The organism is Variovorax sp. 10N412 (assembly GCF_056394985.1).
This window is the reverse complement of sequence record NZ_JBFTIO010000006.1, coordinates 189,507-213,823: the sequence shown is the minus strand read 5'-3', so window position 1 is coordinate 213,823 and position 24,317 is coordinate 189,507. Positions and strand designations below refer to the sequence as shown.

Here is a 24,317-nt window from a genome sequence, read left to right as displayed (position 1 = left end):
GCGCGCGAAGGATCTCCATGCCCAACGACCTCACCAATGCCTTCTACGCCCAGTCGGGCGGTGTCACCTCGGTCATCAACGCGTCGGCCTGCGGTGTGATCGAAACGGTACGCCAGCACCCTCAGCGCATCGGCAAGCTCTACGCCGGACGCAACGGCATCATCGGCGCGCTGACCGAGGAGCTGATCGACACCGGCGCCGAATCGGCCGAGGCCATTGCGGCGTTGCGCTCCACGCCTTCGGGTGCTTTCGGCTCGTGCCGCTACAAGCTCAAGTCGCTGGAGAAGAACCGGCGCGAGTACGAACGGCTCATCGAGGTGTTCAAGGCGCACGGCATCGGCTACTTCTTCTACAACGGCGGCGGCGACTCGGCCGACACCTGCTTCAAGGTGAGCCAGCTGTCGCAGTCGATGGGCTATGCGCTGCAGGCCATCCATGTGCCCAAGACCATCGACAACGACCTGCCCCTGACCGACTGCTGCCCGGGCTTCGGCTCGGTCGCGAAGTATGTGGCGGTGTCCACCATCGAGGCCTCGTTCGACGTGCGCTCGATGGCGGCCACCTCCACCAAGGTGTTCGTGCTCGAGGTGATGGGCCGGCATGCGGGGTGGATCGCCGCGGCCGGCGGGCTGGCGGCAGACCAGGGCATTCCGGTGGTGGTGCTGTTCCCGGAGATCGAGTTCGACAAGGCGCGCTTCATCGCGCGCGTCGACGAACTGGTGAAGCAGCACGGCTACTGCTCGGTGGTGGTGTCCGAAGGCTGCCACCACCCCGACGGCACCTTCCTGGCCGAGCAGGGCACGCGCGACGCCTTCGGCCATGCGCAGCTCGGCGGCGCGGCGCCGGTGGTGGCGCAGATGGTGAAGGACGCGCTGGGCCACAAGTTCCACTGGGCCGTGGCCGACTACCTGCAGCGCGCGGCACGGCACATCGCCTCGGCCACCGACGTGAAACAGGCCTACGAGCTGGGCCAGCGCGCGGTCGAACTCGCGCTGGAAGGCCGCAACGCGGTGATGCCGACCATCGAGCGCACGTCCGACGTGCCCTACGCCTACCGCCTGGGCAGCGCGCCGCTCGAGTCGGTCGCCAACGTCGAGAAGCCGATGCCGCGCGATTTCATCTCGGACGACGGCTACGGCATCACCGAGAAATGCAGGCGCTACCTGCTGCCGCTGATCGAGGGCGAGGATTACCCGGCCTACAGCGGCGGCCTGCCGGTGTACGTGACGCTGAAGAACGTCGCGGTGGCGAAGAAGCTGCAGGCCTTCGAGATCGCATGACCCCCACTGCAGCGGTCATCGACGCCACGCGCTGCCCGCTGTGCGGCGCCCCGAACCGCTGCGCGATGGAGATCGAGCGCGAGACCGGCCAGGTGCAGCCCGCGTGCTGGTGCATGCAGGTGGACTTCAGCAACGCGCCGCTGACGAACCTGCCGGCCGACATGCGCGGCCTGGCATGCATCTGCGCGCGCTGCGCAAGGGGTGCAATGGACGCGACGGACGCGCCCGCGCCTCAGGACTGAACGAGATCCTGCGGCTGGGTCTGCGTCTGCGACTGCGACTGTGATTGCGACTGCGATTGGCTTTGCGACTGGCCCTGCGATGGCGACTGCATGGGCGCCACGGCATCGAGCGCGGGTGCCGCGGTCACCTCGCTGGCCACCACCATCGTCGGCGCGCTGCCCGGCCGCTGCTCGGTCACCACGCGGTGGATGAACTGCAGCTTGCCCACCGCCGCGCGCGGCAGCACGAAGGGGTAGTAGTCGGGCTGGCCCATGCTGCGCGACAGCTCGTTGAGCACGTTGGTGAGCTTGACCCAGCCGTTGATGAAATCGAGAAACTTCCCCGCGTCGGCATGGTCGGGCTGCCACAGGTCTTCGACGGTGAAGAGGTCGCTGGTCAGCTCGACGTTGGAGGCGTCGACGCCGAAGCTCATCGCGGTGTCGGCCGTGTCTGCCATGTGCAGGTAGTGGGCCCAGGTCTCGGCCCAGTCTTCCCACGGGTGCGTGCTGGCGTAGCTGCTCACGAAGCGGTCGGCCCAGTCGGGCGGCGGGCCCTGGTCGTAGTGCACCTGCAGCGCGGCCGCGTAGTCGGCGCGGTCGTCGCCGAAGAGCGCGCGGAAGTCGTCGATCCACGGCGTGGGCAGCACCAGCAGGTCCCAGTAGTAGTGGCCGATCTCGTGGCGGAAGTGGCCCAGCAGCGTGCGGTAGGGCTCGCGCATCTCGGCGCGGATGCGCTCGCGCACCGCGTCTTCGGCCTCCTCGGCGTTCAGCGTGATCACGCCGTCGTCGTGGCCCGTCATCACGTGCGGGCCGCCGGGCATGTTGCTCAGGAAGTCGAAGGCCAGGCCGTGCACCGGGTCGGCGTGGCGGCTCACCACCGGCAGGCCGAGCGCCAGCAGCTGCGAGATGAGCCGGCGCTTGGCCTGTTCGAGCTTGCCCCAGAAGACGCCGTTGGCCTCCTGCGAGAGGTCGGGAATGGTGCGCGTCACGCTGCAGGCCAGGCAATAGCCCGGCGCGAGGCCGTGCACGTCGACCGGCAGCGCATCGCCGTCGCGCGCGGCGGGCACCATCCAGCTGCAGGCCGCGGGGGTCATGAGGTTGGCGCAGCGGCGGTAGACGGGGCCCTGCGGGTCGCCGAACACGGTGAAGGTGTCGGGCGGCGCGCCCTCGCCCTGCGCCGGTGCCAACGGCATGACGCCGAGGCGGTCGGCCACGTAGCCGAGCGGCGTGCGGCAGGCCAGGCACTGGCTGTTGCGCAGGAACACGGGGCGCCCGCACTGGCAGCGGTAAGAGCGGCTGACGGTGGGTGCGGCCAGTTCGGTGGCGAGCGTGGTCGCGCCTTCGGACTGTGGCGCCAGGTCTTGTGCAGGGGCGGCTTGTTCGTTCACGGGGGAATTCATGGGGTGTCGGTCTTGACGCGGAGGGCGCAGCCGCTGCATTGTGCAATTGCCCGCCGCGCCCTTCGCCATGCAATCGCCGATATGCTTGTAGGACGACGGACCCCCACACCATCCGCCGCCCCATGACCTCCCCACAGCCTTCCGAAGCCGCGACCGCGCCGGCCCCACCGTCCATCGGCACCCTGCGCGAACGCTACGGCGAGCGCTACCGCTGGTACCTGCTGCTGTCTGTGATGGTGGGGACGATGGCGTCGATCATGTCCTCGACCATCGTCAACGTGGCGATCCCCGGCATGAGCTACCACTTCTCGCTCGGCCAGGAGCGCGCGCAGTGGGTGAGTTCGGGCTTCATGGTGGCGATGACGGTGTCGATGCTCACCACGCCGTGGCTGCTGTCGCGCTACGGCTACCGGCGCACCTACGTCGGCACCATGTTGCTGTTGCTGCTGGGCGGCATCGTGGGCGGACTGGCCAACAACTTCTCGCTGGTGCTGTTCGCGCGCGTGGCCGAAGGGCTGGCGGCGGGCGTGGTGCAGCCCATTCCGGCCATCATCATCCTGCGCGCCTTCGAGCCGCACGAGCAGGGGCGCGCGAGCGGCATCTTCGGCATGGGCGTGGTGCTGGCGCCGGCCATCGGGCCGAGCATCGGCGGGGTGCTGGTCGACCTGTTCGGCTGGCGCTCGATCTTCTTCATGGTGGTGCCGTTCTGCCTGGCCTCGATCTGGCTGGCCTACAAGTTCGTGCCGAAGACGGCGCCCGGCGGCGTGGCCGCGGTGCGCGGCAGCGGGCTGGACGCGCGCGGGCTGGCGCTGGGCACGGTAGGCACGCTGTGCCTGCTGCACGGGCTGGTGGCGCTGCGCGGCGACTCGCCGCTGCAGGCCGCGCTGCTGCTGGCGGGCGCGCTGGCGGGGTTCGCCGCGTTCGTGTGGTGGCAGCGGCGGCTGGCGGCCTCGGGCGGCACGCCGCTGATGAACCTGGCGCTGTTCCAGTACCGGCAGTTCGCCATGGGCGGCGTGGTGGCCTTCATCTACGGCACGGCGCTGTTCGGCTCGACCTACCTGCTGCCGGTGTACATGCAACTGGGGCTGCAGCTGTCTGCATCGCACGTGGGCACGATCCTGCTGCCGGCAGGCCTGGTGCTGGCGCTGACCATCGCCGGCGTGGGCCGGCTGGCCGACCGGCACCCGACCTGGCTGCTGGTGACCATCGGCCTGGCGCTGCTGGCCGCGTCGTTCGCGCTGATGATCGTGCTGCGGCTGGACAGCGCGCTGTGGCTGCTGGTGGTCTTCGCGGTCGTCGGGCGCATCGGGCTGGGCTTCATCCTGCCCTCGCTCAACCTGGGCTCGATGCGCCCGCTGGCCAAGCCGCTGATTCCGCAGGGCGCGAGCGCCATCAACTTCGTGCGCATGCTGGGCGGCGCGGCCGGCGTGAGCCTGTGCGCCATCGTGCTCGAGTGGCGGCTGGCGGCGCACGGCGATTCGCTGGCCAACCCCATGACCAGCCCGGCGCGGCTGGCGGCCTTCGACGAGGTGTTCGCGATGCTGGCCGGGCTGTGCGCGCTGGCCATCTGCGCCGCCTGGCAGTTGCGCACGGGCGCCACACCGGCCGGTGGGCCTGTACGCAACACGGGGTAAACCCCGGCGACGGATGGCGGGACTTTGGCATTCAATTGTTATCAGTTGTATCCAAATGGTCCAGATCGCAATCGGGTTCCCATGCACCGCAGAAATTTCATCGCCGCCTCGGCCGCGGCCGGGGCCGTCTTTGGCCCTCTTGCCCCTCTTTCGTCCGCCTTCGCCGCGGAAAACGGTGTCACCGACACCGACATCGTGCTGGGCCACACCGGCATCCTGAGCGGTCCGCTGGGCGTGCCGGTCAAGGTGGTGATGGCGGGGGCCGGGCTGGCCTTCGATGCGGTCAATGCACAGGGCGGGCTGTCGGGCCGCAAGATCAAGGTGGTTTCGCTCGACGACGAACTCAAGCCCGAGAAGGCCCTCGCCAACTACGAGAAGCTGCTGGCGGAGCACCGCGTCTTCGCCTTCTTCGGCTGCGTGGGCTCGGGCACCACGGCCGCGGGCGCCAAGGTGGTGAACCAGAGCGGCGCGCCGACGGTGGGCGGCTATGCGGTGTCGGACTCGGCCCGCGAAAAGATGGGCGGCGCCGGGTACTTCGTGCGCGCCACCTTCGCCCGCGAGGCCCAGGCGCTGGTGCAGCACCTGACCACCATCGGCGTGACGCGCATCGGCGTGGCGTACCTGGACAACCCCGGCGGCGCGGAAGTGGCCCAGCTGGTCGAAGCCGCGCTGGCCACGCTCAAGCTGAAGCCGGAGGCCGCCGTGGCGGTCAAGGGCGACGGCACGGGCAACGAGGCATCGGGCAAGGCGCTTGCCGACAGCAAGGCGCAGGCCGTGATCATGTACCTGGGCGGCGGCATCGGCGGCGAGGTGATGAAGGCGGCCTGGGCGGCCGGCGGGCGCCAGATGTACTACGGCATGTCGATCGTGCCGGGCGACGTCACGGCCAAGCTCGTGGGCGACAAGACCAGCGGGCTCGCCATTTCGCAGATCGTGCCCTACCCGTGGAGCGAGGTCGACACGGCCGCGCGCGAGTTCCGCCAGCTGGCCGAACGCGCCAAGGTGGACATCGGCTACCTGGCCTACGAGGGCTATGTGAATGCGCTGGTCATGATCGAGGGCCTGCGCCGCACCGGCCGCGACCTGACGCGGGCCAGGCTGCACACCGCGCTGAAGGCGATGAAGCTGCGCATCGGCGGCATGGAGATCGACTTCACCGGCACGAGCAACACGGGTTCGCGCTTCATCGAGATGGTGCGGGTGACCAAGGAAGGCAAATTCATCCGCTAGCGGCAACCGGATGGTCGGGCAAGTCGCCCGGCGTGCAGGGGCCGGCGCGAATCGCGGTCTAATCACTGCCATGTGCCAATTGCTAGGGATGAACTGCAACACGCCGACCGACGTGACCTTCAGCTTCACGGGGTTCGCGCAGCGCGGCGGCCGCACCGACCACCATGCAGACGGCTGGGGCATCGCGTTCTTCGAGGACCTGGGGCTGCGCCACTTCGTGGACCACCAGCCGGCGTGCGAATCGCCGGTGGCGGAGCTCATTCGCCGCTACCCCATACAGAGCCGCAACGTCATCGCGCACATCCGCAAGGCGACGCAGGGCGAGGTGAACCTGCAGAACTGCCACCCCTTCGTGCGCGAGCTGTGGGGGCGCTACTGGGTGTTCGCCCACAACGGCGACCTGAAGGACTTTCGCCCGCGCCTGCACGGCAACTTCCACCCGGTGGGCAACACCGACAGCGAACACGCCTTCTGCTGGCTGATGCAGGAGCTGGCCAAGTCGCACGCCGGCGTGCCGAGCATCGAGGAGCTCACGCTGACGCTGCGCGAACTGGCGCCGCAGCTCGCAAGCCACGGCACCTTCAACTTCATGCTGTCCAACGGCCAAGCGCTGTGGGCGCATGCCTCCACCAACCTCTGGTACGTGGAGCGCCAGCACCCCTTCGTGACGGCGCAGCTGTCGGACGAAGACCTGGCGATCGACTTCGCGCAGCACACCACGCCCACCGACCGCGTGGCCGTGGTGGTGACCGCGCCGCTCACCACCAACGAGACGTGGACGCAGTTCGCACCGGGCGAGCTGCATGTGTTCGTGGACGGGCGGTTGTCGGGGGTCTGATTGCAGACAAAGTGCGGCCTTTAGCCTGACACTTTTTAGCAACAGTGCATGAAAGTATCGGTGGGCAGGTGCAAACATAGGAACAATAACGGTTCTCATTTGCATCTTTCGATCCGCCCATGCCCACTCCTTCGTTCTATTTCCGGCCGACCGTGGTCGCGTCGCTGCTCGCGCTCAACGCCGTGGCAGCACAGGCCCAGACCCCCGCGGCCGAACCCGCTGCTGCGGCGGCGTCGAGCGGCACGCTGTCTACGGTGAACGTGGAAGCCAGCGCCGACGCCTCGGCCGAAGGCCTCACCAAGCCCTATGCGGGCGGGCAGGTGGCGCGCGGCGGGCGCGTCGGCATCCTGGGCAACCAGGACATGATGAGCGCGCCGTTTTCCAGCACCAACTACACCAACGAACTGATCCAGGACCAGCAGGCCAAGAGCGTGGCCGACGTGCTGCTGAACGACCCGTCGGTGCGCCAGGCCCGCGGCTTCGGCAACTTCCAGGAGCTGTACGTGGTGCGCGGCTTCCCCGTGTACTCGGACGACGTCTCCTACAACGGCCTCTACGGCATGCTGCCGCGCCAGTACATCGCCTCCGAATTCTTCGAGCGCGTGGAAGTGTTCCGCGGCGCCAACACCTTCCTGAACGGCGCGGCCCCCGGCGGCAGCGGCATCGGCGGTGCGATCAACCTGCTGCCCAAGCGCGCGCCCAACGAACCGCTCACGCGCGTGGGCTTCGGCGTGCAGACCGGCGGCCAGGGCTTCGTCAACCTCGACCTGGCTCGCCGCTTCGGTCCCGACGACAGCCTGGGCGTGCGCGTGAACGCGGTGCGCCGCGACGGCGGCACGGGCATCAAGAACGAGAGCCAGCAGGTCAGCGCCTTCGGCGTGGGCCTCGACTGGCACAACCGCAACGTGCGCCTGTCGGCCGACTTCGGCTACCAGGACTTCGACCTGAAGGACGGCCGCCCCAGCGTCACGCCATCTTCCACGCTGCCGATCCCGCGCGCGCCCGACGCCCGCGCCAACTTCGCCCAGCCCTGGACCTATTCCAAGGAAAAGGACAAGTTCGCCACCTTCCGCGGCGAAGTCGACATCACCGACAACATCACGGCCTGGGCCGCCGGCGGCGTGCGCCGCAGCGACGAAGACAACGTGCTGTCGAACCCGACGCTCACCAACGCCTTCGGCGACACCAGCAACACGCGCTTCAGCAACACCCGCAAGGACCGCATCGGCACGGCGGAACTCGGCGTGCGCGGCACCTTCGCCACCGGCCCCGTGAAGCACACCGTGGTGGCCTCGGTGGCCAAGTACAGCAACGACCGCGACAACGCCTACGCCATCTCGTCGGGCAGCGTGCGCAACAACATCTACGCGCCGTATGCCTCGATCTATCCGATCGCCAACGGCGCGGGCGGCTTCGTCGGCAACACGCTGGCAGACCCGCGCCTGACCGACAAGATCGACACCTCCAGCGTGGCCGTCGCCGACACCATGGCCTTCATGGACGACCGCCTGCTCGTCACGCTCGGCGCGCGCCGCCAGACCATCGAGCAGACCAGCTTCGCCTACACCACGCTCCAGCAGACGAGCACCTACGACAAGAGCAAGACCACGCCGGTGGCCGGCATCGTGTTCAAGATCACGCCGACCGTGTCGGCCTACGCCAACTACATCGAAGGCCTGGTCAAGGGCAACGTGGCGCCCGGCACGGTGAACAACCGCCCGGTCACCAACAGCGGCGAGATCTTCGCGCCGTACCAGGCCAAGCAGAAGGAAGTCGGCGTCAAGTACGACGGCGGCACGCTCGGCGCCAGCGCCGCGTTCTTCACCACCGACCAGCCCACCTACGCCTACTCGGGGCAGACCTACGGCCTCTACGGCAAGCAGCGCAACCAGGGCCTGGAGTTCTCGGTGTTCGGCCAGCCCGCCAAGGGCCTGCGCCTGCTCGGCGGCCTGACGCTGCTCGACGCCAAGCAGAAGCAGACGCAAGGCGGTGCCACCGACGGCCTGGACGCCATCGGCGTGGCCAGGCAGCAGGCCAACCTGGGCGCCGAATGGGACGTGCCCGGCCTGCGCAACCTGTCGCTGAACGCTCGCGTGCTCTACACCTCCAAGCAGTACGCCAATGCCACCAATACGCAGTCGGTGCCGTCGTGGACGCGCTTTGACATCGGCGCGCGCTACCTGGTCAACCTGGGCAACGGCCGCGCGCTCACGCTGCGTGCGCGCATCGACAACCTGTTCAACAAGTCGTACTGGGCGTCGGTGGGCGGCACGCAGGGATCCAACTACCTGGTGCTGGGCGCGCCGCGAACCTTTGCAGTGAGCGGCACGATCGACTTCTGACCGCCGGCGCCCTCGCGCTACCGCGCGAGGTGCGCCTCCAGCGCGTCGATGAACATCTTCGGCACGTCGAAGCCCGTCTGTTCGGTGATTTCCTGAAAGCAGGTCGGGCTGGTCACGTTGATCTCGGTGACCGAGTCGCCGATCACGTCCAGCCCGATCAGGAGCAGTCCGCGCGGCGCCAGCACGCTGCCGATGGCCTCGGCGATCTCGCGGTTGCGCGCGGTCAGCGGCTGCGCCACGCCCTTGCCGCCGGCCGCCAGGTTGCCGCGCACCTCGGTGCCCTGCGGAATGCGCGCCAGCACGAAGGGCGCCGGCTCGCCCGCGATGATCAAAATGCGCTTGTCGCCCTGCACCACCTCGGGCACGAAGCGCTGCACCATGATCGTCTCGGCGCCGTCCTTGTTGAGCGTCTCGACGATGGAGCCCAGGTTCAGCGCGTCCTGCTTCACGCGGAAGATGCCCATGCCGCCCATGCCGTCGAGCGGCTTCAGGATGATGTCGCCGTGCTCCGCATGGAAGTCGCGCACGGCCTGCGCGCTGCGCGTGACCAGGGTGGGCGTGACGAACTGCGGAAACTCCATGATCGCGAGCTTCTCGGGGTGGTCGCGCAGCGCGCGCGGCGAGTTGACCACCTGCGCACCCTCGCGCTCGGCCTGCTGCAGCAGGTGCGTCGAATAGATGTACTCGGCGTCGAAGGGCGGGTCCTTGCGCATCAGCACGGCGTCGAAGTCCTTCAGCGCCTTGCTTTCGGTGATATCGACCGTGTACCAGTCTTTCGCATCCCCGGTCAGCGTGATCTGCTGCACCACGGCCGTGACCAGCCCGCCCGACTTCCACTGGATGTCCTGCGGCAGGCAGGCGGCGATGCGGTGGCCGCGGCGCTGGGCCTCGCGCATCATCGAGAAGGTCGTGTCCTTGTAGATCTTGAACTGGTCGAGCGGATCGGCGACGAAGAGGATGTTTTTCATCAGATGTTCTTTCCGGCGCCGGGAGCGGCAGCCTCAGGGATGTCGGGCGCGATGTTGCCGGAAGGCGCGATCTCCTTGCCGGGCGGGGCCTTTTCAAAGGCTTTCGAGCTTGGCGACCGGCCGATCTGCTGCACCGCCAGCGCCACCGCCCCGGCCACCACGCCCCAGAAGGCCGAGCCGATGCCCGCCAGCGTCACGCCCGAGAGCGTGACCAGGAAGGTGATCAGCGCCGCCTCGCGGTGCGACTCGTCGCGCACCGCAGCCGCCAGGCCGCCGCCGATGGTGCCCAGCAGCGCCAGTCCGGCGATGGCCGCGACCAGCTCTTTGGGAAAGGCCGTCAGCAGCCCGGTGACGGCTGCGCCGAACAGGCCGATCACCACGTAGATCGCACCGCAGCTCACGGCGGCCGTGTAGCGCCGCGCCGGGTCTTCGTGCGCCTCGCGGCCCATGCAGATGGCCGCGGTGATGGCGCTCAGGTTCAGCGCGAAGGCGCCGAACGGCGCCAGCACCAGCGTGGTCAGCCCGCTGATGGTGATGAGCTTGCTGACCGGCAGCCCGCCGTAGCCCGCCGCGCGGATGGCGGCCACGCCCGGCAGGTTCTGCGAGGCCATGGTCACCACGAACAGCGGCAGCGCCAGGCTGACGATGGCCTGCCAGCTGAAGACCGGCATCGTGAACACCGGCCAGGTGAGCGAGAAATGCACCGCCGACCACGCCAGCTGGCCGCGGGCCGCGACGAACACGATGGCCATCAGCAGCGTGAGCGGCACCGCGTAGCGCGGCAGCAGCCGCTTGGCGACGAGGTAGGTGCCGAGCATCAGCAGCACCAGCGGCAGCGCCGTTTGCGCAGCGATGAAGGCGCCGAGGCCGAAGCGCGCCAGCACGCCGGCGAGCAACGCGGACGCGATGGCCATCGGGATCTTGTTCATGACGCGCTCGAACCAGCCGGTGGCGCCCGCCAGCGCCATCAGCACGGCGCAGACGATGAAGGCGCCGACCGCCTCGTTCATGCTGTAGCCCATGCCCGCCACCGCCAGCACGGCCGCGCCGGGCGTGCTCCAGGCGATCATGACGGGCTGGCGCCACCACAGCGAGGGCAGCGCCGAGGCCAGGCCCATGCCGATGCCCAGCGCCCACATCCACGAGGCCGCCATTTCCGGCGTGGCGCCGAAAGCCTGGGCGGCCTGGAACACGATGGCCACCGAGCTGGTGAAGCCCACGAGCACGGCGACGAAGCCCGCGGTGAAAGCCGAAAGGCTCAGGTCCTTGAAAAATCGCATCGCGCGATTGTGCCGCCGCGCCGGGGGGCGCCGGCACGGCGGCTTCAGGGTTTCATAGCCTCAGGCCGCGCCCAGGTAGGCCTTGGCCAAGGCGCCGTCTGCCGCGATGTCCGCCGCGCTGCCCTGCGCCACGATGCGCCCGCCTTCCATCACATAGGCCCGGTCGCACAGCGCCAGCGCGAGCGCGGCCATCTGGTCGACCAGCAGCACGGTGAGCCCTTCGGCACGCAAGGTGTCGAGCGCCTCGAACAGCTCCGAGATGATCTTCGGCGCCAGCCCGAGCGAGGGCTCGTCGAGCAGCAGCACGCGCGGCTGCGACATCAGCCCGCGCGCGATGGCCAGCATCTGCTGCTCGCCGCCCGACAGCAGCCCCGCACGCTGGTGCAGCCGCTCGCGCAGGCGCGGGAAGCGCACCAGCATGGCCTCGGTGCGCGCGTCGATGTCGCGCCCGTCGAGAAACGCGCCCAGGCGGATGTTGTCGCGCACGCTGAGCTCGGGGAACACCTGCCGGCCTTCGGGCACCAGCACCAGCCCGCGCGCCACGATGCGCTCGGCGGGCAGGCCCGCCAGTTCCGCGCCTTCGAGGTGGATGCCGCCTTGCACCGGCCGGTGCAGCCCGGCCAGCGAGCGCATCAGGGTGGACTTGCCCGCGCCGTTGGCGCCCAGCAGTGCCACCAGTTCGCCGCGCCGCACGCGCAGGTCGATGCCGTGCAGCACCGGCTCGGCGCCGTAGCCGGCCACCAGCGCGCCGATGCCCAGCACCTCGGGCGCGTCCGCCGGCAAGGCGGGGCGCGGCGCCTTCGGGGACGCGCCGGCCGTCATCGCCTCGCCCAGGTACGCCTTGCGCACCGCCGGGTCGGCCTGGATGGCCGCGACATCCCCCACCGCCAGCCGTTGCCCCGCGTCGAGCACCACGAGGTGGTCGGAGATGCCCATGACCAGTTCCATGTCGTGCTCGACCAGCAGCACGCCGATGCCGGCCGCCGCGATGCGCTGCAGCAGTGCGGCAAGCTGCGTCTTGTCTTCGCGCGAGAGGCCGGCCGCGGGCTCGTCGAGCAGCAGCGCCTGCGGCGAGGTGGCCAGGGCGCGTGCGATCTCGACAAGGCGGCGGTCGACGTGCGCGAGGTCGGCGGCCGGCGTGTCGGGCGAACCCGCGTAGCCACAGAAGGCCAGCAGCTGCCGCGCCTGCGCGCGCGCCGCGGCCGAGCGGTAGCGCCGCGCGCCCAGCAAGGGCCCGAGCGTGCCGCGCCCCAGTGCGAGCGCCACGTTGTCTTCCACGCTCAGGCTGCCGAACAGCTGCGAGGTCTGGTAGGTGCGCGCCACGCCGGCGCGTGCGATGCGGAAGGCGCGCAGGCCCTGCAGCGGCGCCTCGCCCAGGCGGAAGCCGCCACCCGTGGGCCTGTAGAAGCCGCTCAGCATGTTCAGCACCGTGGTCTTGCCCGCGCCGTTCGGGCCGATCAGGCTGGTGATGCCGCCCGCGTGCGTGCCGAAGGCCAGGTCGCTCACGGCGCGCACGCCGCCGAACTGCATCGTGAGGCCTTCGGTGCGGATCGGTGCGCCCGATGCGCCAGGCGCGCGGGGCGGCAGGCCCGTGGCATCCGCGCACAATGGCAGCGGCGCCGGCTGCCTGGCGAAGCGCGCAAGCACGGGGGCCATCACACGCCGCCACAGCCCGGCCGCACCGTCCGGCGCCGCCCACAGCACGACCAGCAGCAGCAGGCCGAAGAACAGCAGCCGGTATTCCTCCAGGCTCGCGAGCACCTCGGGCAGCAGCGCCACCACGAGCGCGCCGACCACCGGCCCGGCCACCGAGCCCGCGCCGCCGATCATCACGACCAGCACGAACAGAATCGACTGCCCGAAGCCGAAGGTGTGCGGCGTGACGAAGCCCGACAGCGGCGCGAACAGCCCGCCCGCCGCGCCCGCGCACAGCGCCGACAGCGCGAAGGCCACGGTCTTGATGCGCAGCGGATCGAGCCCGATCGACTCGGCCGCCGTCTCGCTGTCGCGCACCGCGCGCATTGCAGCGCCCCAGCCGCCGCGCGACAGCAGCGCGAAGGCCACGAGCGCCACGCCTGCCGTGAGCACCGCCAGCATGGCCGCCGCGCGCTCGCCCTGCGCCAGCCCGAAGAGCGTAGGACCCGCAATGCCCATGATGCCGTTCTGCCCGCCCGTGAGGTCGCGCGCCTCGACGATCGCGTGCTCCACGATGAAGCCGAAGGCGATGGTGATCATCGCGAGGTACGGCCCCTTGGCGCGCAACGCGGGCAGCGCGAGCAGCGCACCCATGGCGCCCGCGACGAGCGCGCCCACCGGCCATGCGGCCCAGAAGCTCCAGCCGGCCTTGCTCGTGAGAATGGCGACGGCGTACGCGCCGATCGCATAGAAGCCCACATGCCCGAACGACATCTGCCCCGTGAGCCCGAGCAGCACGTTGAGCCCGATGCCGACGATCGCGAACAGCGCCACATTGGCGAGCACGAACACGTAGTAGCCGTTGACCGTGGCCGCGAGCGCCACGCCCACGGCCATTGCCGACACGAGCACGAACAGCGCGGGCCAGCGCATGCCCAAAATGCCAGGAGCGGCGCTCATACCTTCTTCACCGCCGCACGGCCGAACAGCCCCTGGGGCCGCAGCGCGAGCACCACGATCACCAGGGCGAAGGTCAGGATCTGCGTGTAGCCCGAACCCAGCGTGGCGGTGATCAGCGCTTCGGCCAGGCCGAACAGCAGCCCCGCGCCCATCACGCCCCATGCGCTGGTGATGCCGCCCAGGATCGCGACCGCGAAGGCCTTCAGGCCGAACAGCGTGCCCATGTCCGCCTGCACGTTGAACAGCGGCGCGATCAGCACGCCCGCCACGCCCGCGAACACGGCCGACAGCGCAAAGGCCGCGGCCACCGCGCGCCGGATCGGAATGCCCATGAGCCGCGCGGCGGCCGGGTTCTGCACCACGGCCAGCATGCCCACGCCCCAGCGCGTGCGCCGCGCCACGATGTGCAGCGCCGCGGCCAGCGCCAGGCCCGCCACGGGAATGAGCAACTGCAGCGGGTACACGCCCAGCCCCACGTCGCCCACCTGCAGCGGCGTGACCGCCAGCGGCGACGGCAGGCTGCGCGGCTCCTTGCCGAAGGTGAACATCACGAGGTTGTCGACCACGATGCCCAGCGCCACCGTGGCCATCAGCCAGGCTTCGGAGCCGCGGCTCGCGAACGGACGCACCGCCACGAACTCGACCACCAGCCCGTACACGCCACACAGCACGAGCGCCAGCGCGATGGCCAGCGGCATCGGCCAGCCCAGGGTCTGCGCGAACCAGAAAGTGAAGACCGCGCCCAGCATCATCGCGCTGCCCTGCGCGAAGTTGACGGTGCCCGAAACGGCGTAGGTGACGTAGAAGCCCAGGGCGATCAGCCCGTACATGCTCCCCAGCCCCAACCCGCTGATCCATGCGGAAAGCAGCATTGCGCGCAGCCCTCTTCTTTTCTTACTTGGCCGCGACCATGCCCACGGGCAGGATGCGGTTGTCGATGAACTGCGCCCACACGTAGTCGTTGGCGGTCACGGCGTCGTGCACGGCGGGCGAGAAGGGCTTGTCGTAGGTCTTGATCAGGCCTTCGTACCTGCCGATCTTGTAGAAGCCCTGGCGCACCGCGTCGCCGTCGGTCGAGCCGGCCGCCGCGATGGCCAGCGCCGCGAGCTGCATGCCGTCGTAGGCGTTGGCCACGCCCACGGCGGGCGTGATGTCGTCCGGGCCCTTGATGGCGGGGTACTTGGCCTTCAGCGCGGCAATCACCTTCTCGCCCACCGGCGATTGCTTGCCGAAGAAGCTGTAGGTCTGCACGAAGTGCACGTTCTTGCCGTTGGGGCCGGCCAGCTCGGTGAAGCGGCCGCCCGCCGGGCCCCAGTGCGACACGATGGGCACCTGCCAGCCCATGCGGTCGAGCGACTTCACCACCTGCGCCGACGGGCCCACGTTGCCGACCATGAACAGCGTGTCGGCGCCAGCGGCCTTCAGGCGCGTGAGCTGCGGCACCACGTCGACGTCGTTGCCGTCGAACTTCTCCACGCCCACGGCCTTCAGGCCCTTGGCGGCGAGCGCGGCGTGCAGGCCCTTCTCGTTCGATTCGCCCCACGGGTTGTTGACCAGGATCATGCCGAACTTGCTCGCCTTGAAGTTCTTCTGCGCGTAGTCGAGCATGCCCACGTTGACGATCTCGTCGACCGCCGACACGCGAAAGGCGTAGTTGGGGTTGGCGCCGTTCTTCGTGATGGGCGTGCCCGCGGCCCAGGGGCCCATGAAGGGCGTCTTCTCCTGGTTGGCGATGGGCACGATGGCCATCGACACCGGCGTGTCGAGGCCGCCGAACAGCACGGCCACCTTCTCCTTGAAGATGAGTTCGCGCGCGGCCACCACGCCCTTGGCGGGGTTGGCCTCGTCGTCGCGGCGCACCAGCTCGAGCTTGCGCCCGCCGAGCAGCCCGCCCTTGCCGTTGATCTCGTCGATGGCCACCGTGAGGCCGCGCGTGATGGCTTCGCCGGCCAGTGCCGACTGGCCCGACAGGGCCGTGACCAGGCCGATCTTGATCGGCTCGGCGGCGAAGGCCGCACCGTGGGAAAGGCAGGCAGCGGCAACGGCTGCAAGGCACAGCGTGCGGCGGTTGAAGCTAGGCGAACGGGACATGGCGGACTCCTGGGTCGAAGAGAAGCAGGGGATGGACAAGGGATGAGGCACCCAACAAGGTGCATCGAAATGCGCCGAAGCGACTGGCCAGCCCCGGATGCAAGCGGCATGCCAAGTTGACAATTTATCCATCGAATTGTCGACAATCCAAATTCGAGCGTGTCAACAATCAGGCACAGGAATTGCACGATTCCGCCACGACATACCGCCGTGCACCGCCATGGCTCACAACGACTGGAGAACCGCATGACCACGCCCGCCGCACCAGCACCCCACACGCTCGACCCCGCCGCCGTGGTGGACGAGTTCCTTCGCCTGGTGATGATTCCCGACCCGCAGTCGGCCTCGCGCTTCACCGCGCCCGGCATCCGCATCCGCTTCACCGGCAACCGGCCGATGCAGGCGCCCGGCGACACCTCGGCCTTCAATGCCAAGCGCTATGCGTGGGTGAAGAAGAAGATCGAGCGCACCGAAACGGTGGCCGGCGGCACGCCCGAGGCCACCGTGGTCTACAGCCTGGGCACGCTGTACGGCGCATGGCCCGACGGCACCGCTTTCGAGGACAACCGCTACGTCGACCGCTACGTGGTGAGCCACGGCCTCATCGTGCAGATGGACGTGTGGAACGACAGCGCCGAATGGCTGCTGGTGCGCGCCGGCCTCGCGGTGCTGTGAGGACCGGCGCATGACCACGCGCTGGCCCGAACTGCTGCCCACGCACGACCGCTTCGACTACCGGCCCATCACCCGGCGGCCCGACCACGTGTGGCCCAACGGCGCGCGGCTGGCGGTGTACCTGGGCTTCAACGTGGAGCACTTCGCCTTCGGCGACGGGCTGGGCGCTTGCATCGGCCCGGCCTCGCCGCAGCCCGACGTGCTCAACCACGGCTGGCGCGAGTACGGCAACCGCGTGGGCGCATGGCGCTGCCTGGAGCTGTTCGACGCGCTCGCATTGCCCACGGGTGCGCTGATCAACACCGCGCTGTACGACCACTGCCCGGAGCTGGTGCAGGCGCTGGTGGCGCGCGGCGACGAGCTGATCGGCCACGGCCACAGCAACGCCGAACGCCAGGGCGTGCTCGACGAAGTGCACGAGCGCGCGCTGCTGCAGCGCTGCCGCGACCGCATGGTGCGCGAGAGCGGGCAGGCGCCTTCGGGATGGCTGTCGCCGTGGATCTCGGAGAGCGCCGTCACGCCCGACCTGCTGGCCGAGACAGGCTACGGCTACACGCTGAACTGGTGCCACGACGACCAGCCGATTCTCATGCGCACGCGCGGCGGCGGTGCACTGTGGTCGGTGCCCTACCCGCAGGAGCTCAACGACATTCCGATGATCGTCGGCCGCCTGATGGACGCGAAGGACTTCAGCGCGATGGTGGTCGACAACTTCGAAGAAATGCTCGCGCAGTCGCGCAACCAGCCGCTGGTGATGGGCCTGGCGCTGCATCCGTACATCGTGGGCCAGCCTTACCGGCTGCGGCATTTGCGCACCGCGCTGGCGCACCTGGCGCAGGCGCGCGACCGGGGCGACATCTGGTTCACCACGCCGGGGGCCATTGCGGCGCACATGACGCAACTGGCCGCGGAGCGGCCCGGAGAATTCGACTGAACCACAGGGTGCATGGGCGGGCTCGATAATCTGCGCGTTCCCACCGCCTGCTTTCCTCCCCATGGCCCGTTCCCCCTCGCCGCCGAAGCCCGCCGCCGCCCGGCGCAAGCCGTCGCCAGCCGCCGAACCCACCGCGGCGGCCGCGGCGGCCGCGCCGGTCACGCCGGCAGGGGGCGAAGGTGACGAAGGCGACATCGAGGAGCGCATCTACCGCTCGGTCTTCGAGGGCGTGACCAACCAGCGCCTGGCACCCGGCACCAAGCTGCCCGAGGCCTCGCTGTGCGAGCTGTTCGGCGTGAGCCGCGCGCTGGTGCGCAAGGTGCTGCAGCGGCTGGCGCACGACCACATCGTGGACCTGCGGCCCAACCGCGGCGCCATCGTCGCAATGCCTTCGCCGGAAGAAACGCGGCAGATCTTCGAGGCGCGCCGCGCGCTCGAAGCCGCGCTGGTGCGCATGGCGGTGCGCAACGCCACCAAGGCCGAAGTGGCCGAACTGCGTCGGCACCTGAAGGAAGAACACGCGGCCATGCACCGCCACACGCAGCCCGAATGGGCGCGGCTGGCCAGCTCGTTCCACCTGCGCGTGGCGCGGCTCGCGCGCAATCCGATCCTGGAGCGCTACCTCACGGAGCTGATGTCGCGCTGCTCGCTGATCGTGGCGCTGTACGAGCCGCCCGGCAACGCCGCGTGCGAGCACGGCGAGCATGCCGAAGTGGTCGACGCCATCGCACGCGGCGATGCGGACACGGCCGTGCACCTGATGGAAGCGCACCTGCTGGTGCTGGAGCGGAACATCGCGCTGGACCGGCCGGCCGCGCAGCGCAGCCTGGGGCAGATGCTGGGCCTGGGCTGAACCGCCCCGGCCGCACAGCCTGCGGCCGCGTCAGATCTCGATCTTCGAGCCCAGCTCCACCACCGCATTGTTCGGCAGCCCCAGGAACGCGGCCGCGCCACTCGCGTTGTGGTGCATCTGCGCGAACAGCTTCTCGCGCCACGGCGCCATGCCGCTGCCCAGCGTGGGAATCACCACGTCGCGCGACAGGAAGTAGCTGGTCGTCATCGGCTCCAGCTGGCAGCCGCGCAGGCGCGCGTTGTCGAGCGCGCGCGGCAGGTCGATGTCGTTCTTGAAGCCGTAGTGCACGATCACCTGCCAGCAGTGGTTGCCCAGCGCGTCGATCTCGATGCGCTTGTCCATCGGGATCCAGGGCACCTCGTGGTTGCGCACGGTGACGAACATGTTCTGCTCGTGCAGCACCTTGTTGTGCTTCAGGTTGTGCAGCAGCGCGTTGGGCACGGTGCCGGGCTCGGCCGTGAGGAACACCGCCGTGCCTTCCACGCGCACCGGCGGGCTGACGAACACCGAGCCCAGGAAGGACTTCAGGTCGATGGCATCGGCATGCTGCGCCTCGCCCATGAGGCGCCGGCCTTCCTTCCACGTGATCATCAGCGTGAAGACGAAGCCGCCGATCATCAGCGGGAACCAGCCGCCTTCGAACAGCTTGAGCAGGTTCGACGCGAAGAACATGAAGTCGACGAAGAAGAACAAGGCCGTCGAGCCGATGCAAAGCACCAGCGGCAGCTTCCACGCGTAGCGGATCACGAAGAAGGTCAGGATGGTGGTGATCAGCATGTCGGTGGTCACCGCGATGCCGTAGGCGGCCGCCAGGCTGCTCGACGTGCGGAACATCACCACCGCCAGCACGATGGCCACGAACAGGCCCCAGTTGACCAGCGGAATGTAGATCTGCCCGGCCGTGCGCACGCTGGTGTGCTCGATGTTCAGGCGCGGCAGGTAGCCCAGCTGGATGACCTGGCGCGTGACGCTGAACGCGCCCGTGATGAGCGCCTGCGACGCGATCACCGTGGACAGCGTGGCCAGCAGCACCAGCGGAACCAGCGCCCACTCGGGCGCCATCATGAAGAAGGGGTTCTTCACGGCCTCGGGGTTCTCCAGCAGCAGCGCGCCCTGGCCCAGGTAGTTGAGGGTGAGCGCCGGCATGACGACCGAGAACCACGCGATGCGGATCGGCTTCTTGCCGAAGTGGCCCAGGTCGGCGTACAGCGCCTCGGCGCCGGTCACGCACAGCACCATGGCGCCCAGCAGGATGAAGCTGGTGCCCGGGTTGTCCCAGATGAACTTCAGCGCATACCAGGGGTTGAGCGCCTTGACGATCTCGGGGTGGTGCAGGATCTGCCACACGCCCAGCACCGCAATGGCCGCGAACCACGCCAGCGTGACCGGCCCGAAGAACTTGCCGATGCCCGCGGTGCCGCGCTTTTGCACCGCGAAGAGGCAGAACAGCACGACCAGGGTGATGGGGATCACGTAGTGCGAGAAGTGCGGCGACACCACCTCCAGGCCCTCGACCGCCGAGAGCACCGAGATGGCCGGTGTGATGACCCCGTCGCCATAGAACAGCGATGTGCCGAAGATGCCCACCACCAGCAGCACGTGGCGCAGCCGGGGCTTGTCGGCCACCGCGCGGGACGCCAGCGCGAGCATGGCGACGAGGCCGCCCTCGCCTTCGTTGTCCGCCCGCAGCACCAGCACCACGTACTTGATGGAGACGATGACCGTGAGCGTCCAGAAGAACATCGACAGGATGCCGTAGACGTTCTCGACCGTGAACGGCACGTGGCCGTGGCCGAACACTTCCTTGACGGCATACAGCACGCTGGTGCCGATGTCGCCGTAGACGACGCCGATGGCGCCGACGATCAGGCCGGCTGAGAGGTTTTTGGGGGCTGACACGAAGTCGATGGGAAAAGGGCAGGCTGCTGGAATCGACGCGTCAGACACGCCGGGGTGCGACGAAGGCGAACGTCCGTACGCTCGCCCGCATCACCCCTCCCGCCCTTTTGTTTCCGTTTGCTGTGGGGCCGCTATTTTGCCGTCGCCCGCCGCCGCCGCAAGCTGCGGCCCTTCATTTAGACCTTCATTCGTAGATTTCGGCGTCCGGGTCGGTCGCCTCCATCTCGTAGCTGGCGGCCACCATGGCCAGCCGGCCGACCACGCCGTACATGTAGAAGCGGTTCGGCGCGCTGGCACCGGGCTTGGCGCCGGGCTGCGGCATGTGCGCGCTTTCGGAGAAGGCCAGCGGCACGAAGCTCGCGCCCGGCAGCTTGAGGTTCTCGTCGGCGGCCTGCTCGGCATGCACGCGGTAGAAGCCGCCCACCACGTAGCGGTCCATCATGTAGACCACCGGCTCGGCCACGCCGTTGTGCACGCGCTCGTTGGTCAGCACGCCTTCCTGCACGATCAGCTCGGTGGGTTCGCGCAGGTCGCGCCCGCCCGAGATCCTGGCGGCCGACGACGTGCTGGTGCGCGACTTGCCGATCAGCGCCTCGACCTCCTTGGCGTCGCGCACCGTCACCACGCCCGGGCTGCCGCTGCCGCTGTGGCCGCCCTTGACGACCACGAACGGCTTCTCGTTGATGCCGTATTCCTTGTACTTGCGGCGCACCTTGGTGAGCACCGCTTCCACGTGGCTGGTCAGCACGTCGATGCCGCGGCCTTCGGCCACGTCCACGCCCTCGGCGCGCGCATAGATCGGGTTGATGAGCCAGGGGTCGATGCCCAGCAGCTTGCCGAAGCGCTTGGACAGCTCTTCGTAGCTGTGCAGGTGGTTGCTCTTGCGCCGCACCGACCAGCCCGCATGCAGCGGCGGCAAGAGGTACTGCTCGTGCAGGTCTTCCAAGATGCCGGGCGTTCCTGCCGAAAGCTCGTTGTTGAGCAGGATTGTGCAGGGATCGAAGTTCTTCAGGCCCAGGCGGCGCTTGGTACGAACCACCGGTTCGAGCGTCACGGTCTCGCCGTTGGGCAACTCGATCTTCTTCGGCGCCTTGATGGCCGGGTCGATGGACCCGATGCGCACGTTGAGCCCCGCCATGTGGAAGATGCGCACCAGTTGCGCGACGTTGGCCAGGTAGAAGGTGTTCTTGGAGTGATTTTCCGGAATGACGAGCAGGTTGCGCGCCTCCGGACAGATCTTCTCGATGGCGGCCTGCGCGGCCTGCACGGCCAGCGGCAGCATCTCCTTGGTGAGGTTGTTCCAGCCGCCGGGAAACAGGTTGGTGTCGACCGGCGCCAGCTTGAAGCCGGCGTTGCGGATGTCCACGGCGCTGTAGAACGGCGGCGTGTGCTCCATCCATTCGAGCCGGAACCAGCGCTCGATGGCGGGCATCGAGTCGAGCACCCGCTGCTCCAGTTCATTGATCGGGCCGGTCAGGGCAGTGACGAGATGCGGAACCATGCGGCGGCCTTGTTGGTTTTGTGCTTAAAGGTGGAGCGGAATTGTAGGATTTGGGGATGGCCGCCCCAATGACAAGACTGCGCGCGGGCGCATCAAGTCCGGACCTCGCCCTGCCCGAGCACCACGTACTTGAGCGAGGTCAGGCCTTCGATGCCCACCGGGCCGCGGGCGTGGAACTTGTCGGTGCTGATGCCGATTTCGGCACCCAGGCCAAATTCGAAGCCATCGGCGAAGCGGGTGCTCGCATTGACCATCACGCTGGCCGAATCGACCTCGCGCAGGAAGCGCTGCGCATGCACGTGGTCGCGCGTGACGATGGCGTCGGTGTGGTGGCTCGAATAGCGGTTGATGTGGGCAATGGCCTCGTCCACGCCCGACACCACCTTGATGCTGATGACGGCGGCGAGGTATTCCTCGGACCAGTCGCTCTCCACCGCATCGAGGATCTTGGCATTGGCACCGGCGGCGCCCAGCGCCTCGCTGGCCCGCAGGATCGCGGCGGCGGCCGGGTCGCAGCGCATTTCCACGCCCTTGGCCGCGAAGATGGCGGCGATGTCGGGCAGGAAGTGCTCGGCCACCGTGGCCGACACCAGCAGGCCTTCGGCGGCGTTGCAGGGGCTGTACTTCTGGGTCTTGGCGTTGTCGACGATGCGCAGCGCCATGTCGAACTCGGCCGTGTCGTCCACGTAGACGTGGCAGTTGCCGTCCAGGTGCTTGATGACCGGCACCTTGGCGTCACGGCTGATGCGCTCGATCAGGCCCTTGCCGCCGCGCGGAATGATCACGTCGACGAATTCGGGCATGGCGATGAGCTGGCCCACGGCTTCGCGGTCGGTGGTCTGCACCAGTTGCACCGCCTCGACCGGCAGGCCGGCCTCGGCCAGCGCCCCGGACACCAGCAGCGCCAGCGCCTTGTTCGACTCGATGGCCTCCGAGCCGCCGCGCAGGATGGCCGCGTTGCCGCTCTTGATGGCCAGGCTCGCGGCCTCGATGGTCACGTTGGGGCGGCTCTCGTAGATCATGCCGAACACGCCGATCGGCACGCGCATCTGGCCCACGCGGATGCCGCTGGGTTGCTGCTTCATGCCGATGATCTCGCCGATCACGTCGGCCATGCCGGCGAGCTGCTCGCAGCCCAGGGCCACGGTCTCGATGACCTTCGGCGTGAGCTTGAGGCGGTCCACCATCGGTGCCGACAGGCCGGCGGCCGTGGCGCGCGCCAGGTCTTTCTCGTTGGCGGCGGCCAGCGCCGGCCCGGCTTCGCGCAAGCGCCGGGCCAGCGCCTTCAATGCTATGTTTTTGGTAGCTGCATCCGCACGGGCCATGAGGAATGCAGCGGCTTTGGCTTGCAGACCGAGGGTCTGCATGTGCTCGCTGACGTTGAACGCATTCATCTGCGCATTTTCCCATGCCAACCTGTGGCCCGGATGACACAGGCTTTTTGATGGCTCGCACCACCGGAACAGACGCCTTCGACGTGGATCAGCCGCGTCGCGGTGCAGCCGCCGCACTGCTGCACGCGCGGCACAGCATCAGCGCCAGCCGCTGCAGCGACTGCCAGCCGCTCGCGGGCCAGTCGGGCTGCTTCAGGCCCTTCACGATGCCGTCCACCAGGTGGGCAGCACGCAGCAGCCGCGCCAGCATGCGGTCGTCCAGCCGCGGCAGCACGCGCTCGAACGCGCGCTCGCGGGGCCCCCAGATGCGGTTCTCGCGCAGCGCCATCGGCAGCGGGCGGCCCGACGCCATGGCGTCCTTCACACGCTTGAGCGCCCGGATGTCCTCGGCGATCGTGTAGTGCACCAGCACCTCGGCCTCGCCCTCGGCCTGCAGGCCGTCGAGCATGCGCGCCACGCGCTGCGGGTTGCCGGCGAGCACGGCCTCGGACAGCTTGAACACGTCGTAGCGCGCCACGTTGTTCACCGCGCCTTCCACCTGCTCCCAGCTCAGCTCGCCGGCCGGATGCAGCAGTGCGAGCTTCTGGATCTCCTGGTGCGCGGCGAGCAGGTTGCCCTCCACGCGGTCGGCAAAGAACTGCAGCGTGCGCTGGCCTTCGTCGCCGGGCATCACGCGCTGGCCCTGCAGTCCCAGGCGCTGCGCGATCCATTGCGGCAGCGCATTGCGCTCGATCGGGTCGACCTGGATGCTCGCGCCGTTGTTCTCCAGCGCGGAGAACCAGGCGCCGGTGCGCGTGGCCTTGTCCAGGCGCGGCAGCATCACCAGCGTGAGTGTGCTGTCGTTGCCAGGCGCGGCCTCGGCCATGTGCTGCAGCGCCGCGCTGCCGTCCTTGCCGGGCTTGCCCGCGGGGATGCGGATCTCCACGATCTGCTTGTCGGCGAACAGCGAAAGCGAGCCCCCGGCCGCCAGCACCGCGCTCCAGTCGAAGTGCGCGCCCGCCACGGTGTACGAACTGCGTTCGGTGTAGCCCTGCGCGCGCGCGGCCGCGCGGATGGCGTCGGCCGCCTCCTGCGCGAGCAGCGGCTCGTCGCCGTGGATCGTGTAGAGCGGCTTCAGGCCCTTTTGCAGGTGGGCCCCGAGTTGGGCGCTGGCAAGTTGCATGGAAATGGAATGACCGGGGA

General features: G+C 68.9%; 19 protein-coding genes. 9 read left to right on the top strand and 10 right to left on the bottom strand.

Annotation, left to right across the window (positions count from 1 at the left end):
- Window positions 1-17: 17 nt before the first annotated feature.
- Window positions 18-1,280, top strand: a complete 1,263-nt coding sequence (locus AC1DJH_RS16845; RefSeq protein ID WP_478186446.1) for a 6-phosphofructokinase — start codon at window positions 18-20, stop codon at window positions 1,278-1,280.
- Window positions 1,277-1,522, top strand: coding sequence for a cysteine-rich CWC family protein (locus AC1DJH_RS16840; protein WP_478186445.1), 246 nt, complete (start codon window positions 1,277-1,279; stop codon window positions 1,520-1,522). Before AC1DJH_RS16845 ends, AC1DJH_RS16840 begins: the two co-directional genes overlap by 4 nt.
- Here AC1DJH_RS16840 and AC1DJH_RS16835 read toward each other — a convergent pair.
- Window positions 1,513-2,901 (bottom strand): zinc-binding metallopeptidase family protein, encoded by a 1,389-nt coding sequence (locus tag AC1DJH_RS16835; RefSeq protein WP_478186444.1) that lies wholly within the window; start codon window positions 2,899-2,901, stop codon window positions 1,513-1,515. The genes AC1DJH_RS16840 and AC1DJH_RS16835 overlap by 10 nt on opposite strands.
- Before the next feature lie 122 nt (window positions 2,902-3,023).
- Between AC1DJH_RS16835 and AC1DJH_RS16830 the strand changes: the two genes are divergently transcribed.
- The 4 genes from AC1DJH_RS16830 to AC1DJH_RS16815 all read left to right on the top strand — a co-directional run bounded on the left by AC1DJH_RS16830 (window position 3,024) and on the right by AC1DJH_RS16815 (window position 8,945).
- A complete protein-coding gene (locus tag AC1DJH_RS16830) occupies window positions 3,024-4,535 on the top strand; it encodes a DHA2 family efflux MFS transporter permease subunit (protein ID WP_478186443.1) in 1,512 nt (503 codons plus the stop codon).
- Window positions 4,536-4,616: 81 nt separating this feature from the next.
- Window positions 4,617-5,765 carry an ABC transporter substrate-binding protein gene (locus tag AC1DJH_RS16825; protein WP_478186442.1) on the top strand — a complete coding sequence of 383 codons (1,149 nt, stop codon included), beginning with the start codon at window positions 4,617-4,619 and terminating at the stop codon, window positions 5,763-5,765.
- Between the two features lie 70 nt (window positions 5,766-5,835).
- A complete protein-coding gene (locus tag AC1DJH_RS16820) occupies window positions 5,836-6,603 on the top strand; it encodes a class II glutamine amidotransferase (protein ID WP_435487967.1) in 768 nt (255 codons plus the stop codon).
- A 119-nt stretch (window positions 6,604-6,722) separates the two neighbouring features.
- A complete protein-coding gene (locus AC1DJH_RS16815) occupies window positions 6,723-8,945 on the top strand; it encodes a TonB-dependent receptor (protein WP_478186441.1) in 2,223 nt (740 codons plus the stop codon).
- Window positions 8,946-8,962: 17 nt separating this feature from the next.
- On the opposite strand, the gene gshB is transcribed toward AC1DJH_RS16815, so the two are convergent.
- From gshB to AC1DJH_RS16790, 5 genes are read right to left on the bottom strand one after another with little or no spacing between them, the layout of a single operon-like run.
- Complete coding sequence (gshB, locus tag AC1DJH_RS16810; RefSeq protein WP_478186440.1) at window positions 8,963-9,913, bottom strand: glutathione synthase; 951 nt, start codon at window positions 9,911-9,913, stop codon at window positions 8,963-8,965.
- Entirely contained in the window at window positions 9,913-11,193 is a 1,281-nt protein-coding gene (locus AC1DJH_RS16805; protein WP_478186439.1) for a benzoate/H(+) symporter BenE family transporter, read from the bottom strand. Before AC1DJH_RS16805 ends, gshB begins: the two co-directional genes overlap by 1 nt.
- Window positions 11,194-11,253: 60 nt before the next feature.
- A complete protein-coding gene (locus AC1DJH_RS16800) occupies window positions 11,254-13,788 on the bottom strand; it encodes a branched-chain amino acid ABC transporter ATP-binding protein/permease (RefSeq protein ID WP_478186438.1) in 2,535 nt (844 codons plus the stop codon).
- Complete coding sequence (locus AC1DJH_RS16795) at window positions 13,785-14,660, bottom strand: branched-chain amino acid ABC transporter permease (protein WP_472126078.1); 876 nt, start codon at window positions 14,658-14,660, stop codon at window positions 13,785-13,787. Before AC1DJH_RS16795 ends, AC1DJH_RS16800 begins: the two co-directional genes overlap by 4 nt.
- 22 nt (window positions 14,661-14,682) lie before the next feature.
- Window positions 14,683-15,879, bottom strand: coding sequence for an ABC transporter substrate-binding protein (locus AC1DJH_RS16790; RefSeq protein ID WP_478186437.1), 1,197 nt, complete (start codon window positions 15,877-15,879; stop codon window positions 14,683-14,685).
- Between the two features lie 246 nt (window positions 15,880-16,125).
- On the opposite strand from AC1DJH_RS16790, the gene AC1DJH_RS16785 reads away from it, so the two are divergent.
- The 3 genes from AC1DJH_RS16785 (at window position 16,126) to AC1DJH_RS16775 (ending at window position 18,341) form a co-directional block, all read left to right on the top strand.
- Window positions 16,126-16,554: a nuclear transport factor 2 family protein gene (locus AC1DJH_RS16785; RefSeq protein WP_478186436.1), complete on the top strand. Its 429-nt coding sequence runs from the start codon at window positions 16,126-16,128 to the stop codon at window positions 16,552-16,554.
- Between the two features lie 10 nt (window positions 16,555-16,564).
- Complete coding sequence (locus AC1DJH_RS16780) at window positions 16,565-17,488, top strand: polysaccharide deacetylase family protein (RefSeq protein WP_478186435.1); 924 nt, start codon at window positions 16,565-16,567, stop codon at window positions 17,486-17,488.
- A 61-nt stretch (window positions 17,489-17,549) separates the two neighbouring features.
- Entirely contained in the window at window positions 17,550-18,341 is a 792-nt protein-coding gene (locus tag AC1DJH_RS16775; protein ID WP_478186434.1) for a GntR family transcriptional regulator, read from the top strand.
- Window positions 18,342-18,371: 30 nt separating this feature from the next.
- On the opposite strand, the gene AC1DJH_RS16770 is transcribed toward AC1DJH_RS16775, so the two are convergent.
- From AC1DJH_RS16770 to holA, 4 genes are all read right to left on the bottom strand, one after another.
- Window positions 18,372-20,240 (bottom strand): potassium transporter Kup, encoded by a 1,869-nt coding sequence (locus AC1DJH_RS16770; RefSeq protein WP_472126064.1) that lies wholly within the window; start codon window positions 20,238-20,240, stop codon window positions 18,372-18,374.
- 184 nt (window positions 20,241-20,424) lie between these two features.
- Window positions 20,425-21,741: a glutamate--cysteine ligase gene (gene gshA, locus AC1DJH_RS16765; protein WP_472126061.1), complete on the bottom strand. Its 1,317-nt coding sequence runs from the start codon at window positions 21,739-21,741 to the stop codon at window positions 20,425-20,427.
- Window positions 21,742-21,833: 92 nt separating this feature from the next.
- A complete protein-coding gene (locus AC1DJH_RS16760; RefSeq protein WP_478186433.1) occupies window positions 21,834-23,135 on the bottom strand; it encodes a glutamate-5-semialdehyde dehydrogenase in 1,302 nt (433 codons plus the stop codon).
- A gap of 88 nt (window positions 23,136-23,223) precedes the next feature.
- The gene (gene holA / locus AC1DJH_RS16755; RefSeq protein WP_478186432.1) at window positions 23,224-24,297 is read right to left on the bottom strand and encodes a DNA polymerase III subunit delta; all 1,074 of its coding nucleotides are present in this window, start codon (window positions 24,295-24,297) and stop codon (window positions 23,224-23,226) included.
- Window positions 24,298-24,317 lie beyond the last annotated feature (20 nt).

Excerpts from the sequence above, each read along its gene's own strand:
- AC1DJH_RS16790 (WP_478186437.1), bottom strand. The coding sequence starts at position 15,879 with ATGTCCCGTTCGCCTAGCTTCAACCGCCGCACGCTGTGCCTTGCAGCC.
- AC1DJH_RS16820 (WP_435487967.1), top strand. The coding sequence starts at position 5,836 with ATGTGCCAATTGCTAGGGATGAACTGCAACACGCCGACCGACGTGACC.
- holA (WP_478186432.1), bottom strand. The coding sequence starts at position 24,297 with ATGCAACTTGCCAGCGCCCAACTCGGGGCCCACCTGCAAAAGGGCCTG.
- AC1DJH_RS16760 (WP_478186433.1), bottom strand. The coding sequence starts at position 23,135 with ATGAATGCGTTCAACGTCAGCGAGCACATGCAGACCCTCGGTCTGCAA.
- gshB (WP_478186440.1), bottom strand. The coding sequence starts at position 9,913 with ATGAAAAACATCCTCTTCGTCGCCGATCCGCTCGACCAGTTCAAGATC.
- AC1DJH_RS16815 (WP_478186441.1), top strand. The coding sequence starts at position 6,723 with ATGCCCACTCCTTCGTTCTATTTCCGGCCGACCGTGGTCGCGTCGCTG.
- AC1DJH_RS16800 (WP_478186438.1), bottom strand. The coding sequence starts at position 13,788 with ATGAGCGCCGCTCCTGGCATTTTGGGCATGCGCTGGCCCGCGCTGTTC.
- AC1DJH_RS16785 (WP_478186436.1), top strand. The coding sequence starts at position 16,126 with ATGACCACGCCCGCCGCACCAGCACCCCACACGCTCGACCCCGCCGCC.
- gshA (WP_472126061.1), bottom strand. The coding sequence starts at position 21,741 with ATGGTTCCGCATCTCGTCACTGCCCTGACCGGCCCGATCAATGAACTG.
- AC1DJH_RS16825 (WP_478186442.1), top strand. The coding sequence starts at position 4,617 with ATGCACCGCAGAAATTTCATCGCCGCCTCGGCCGCGGCCGGGGCCGTC.
- AC1DJH_RS16795 (WP_472126078.1), bottom strand. The coding sequence starts at position 14,660 with ATGCTGCTTTCCGCATGGATCAGCGGGTTGGGGCTGGGGAGCATGTAC.
- AC1DJH_RS16845 (WP_478186446.1), top strand. The coding sequence starts at position 18 with ATGCCCAACGACCTCACCAATGCCTTCTACGCCCAGTCGGGCGGTGTC.
- AC1DJH_RS16835 (WP_478186444.1), bottom strand. The coding sequence starts at position 2,901 with ATGAATTCCCCCGTGAACGAACAAGCCGCCCCTGCACAAGACCTGGCG.
- AC1DJH_RS16780 (WP_478186435.1), top strand. The coding sequence starts at position 16,565 with ATGACCACGCGCTGGCCCGAACTGCTGCCCACGCACGACCGCTTCGAC.
- AC1DJH_RS16840 (WP_478186445.1), top strand. The coding sequence starts at position 1,277 with ATGACCCCCACTGCAGCGGTCATCGACGCCACGCGCTGCCCGCTGTGC.
- AC1DJH_RS16775 (WP_478186434.1), top strand. The coding sequence starts at position 17,550 with ATGGCCCGTTCCCCCTCGCCGCCGAAGCCCGCCGCCGCCCGGCGCAAG.
- AC1DJH_RS16805 (WP_478186439.1), bottom strand. The coding sequence starts at position 11,193 with ATGCGATTTTTCAAGGACCTGAGCCTTTCGGCTTTCACCGCGGGCTTC.
- AC1DJH_RS16830 (WP_478186443.1), top strand. The coding sequence starts at position 3,024 with ATGACCTCCCCACAGCCTTCCGAAGCCGCGACCGCGCCGGCCCCACCG.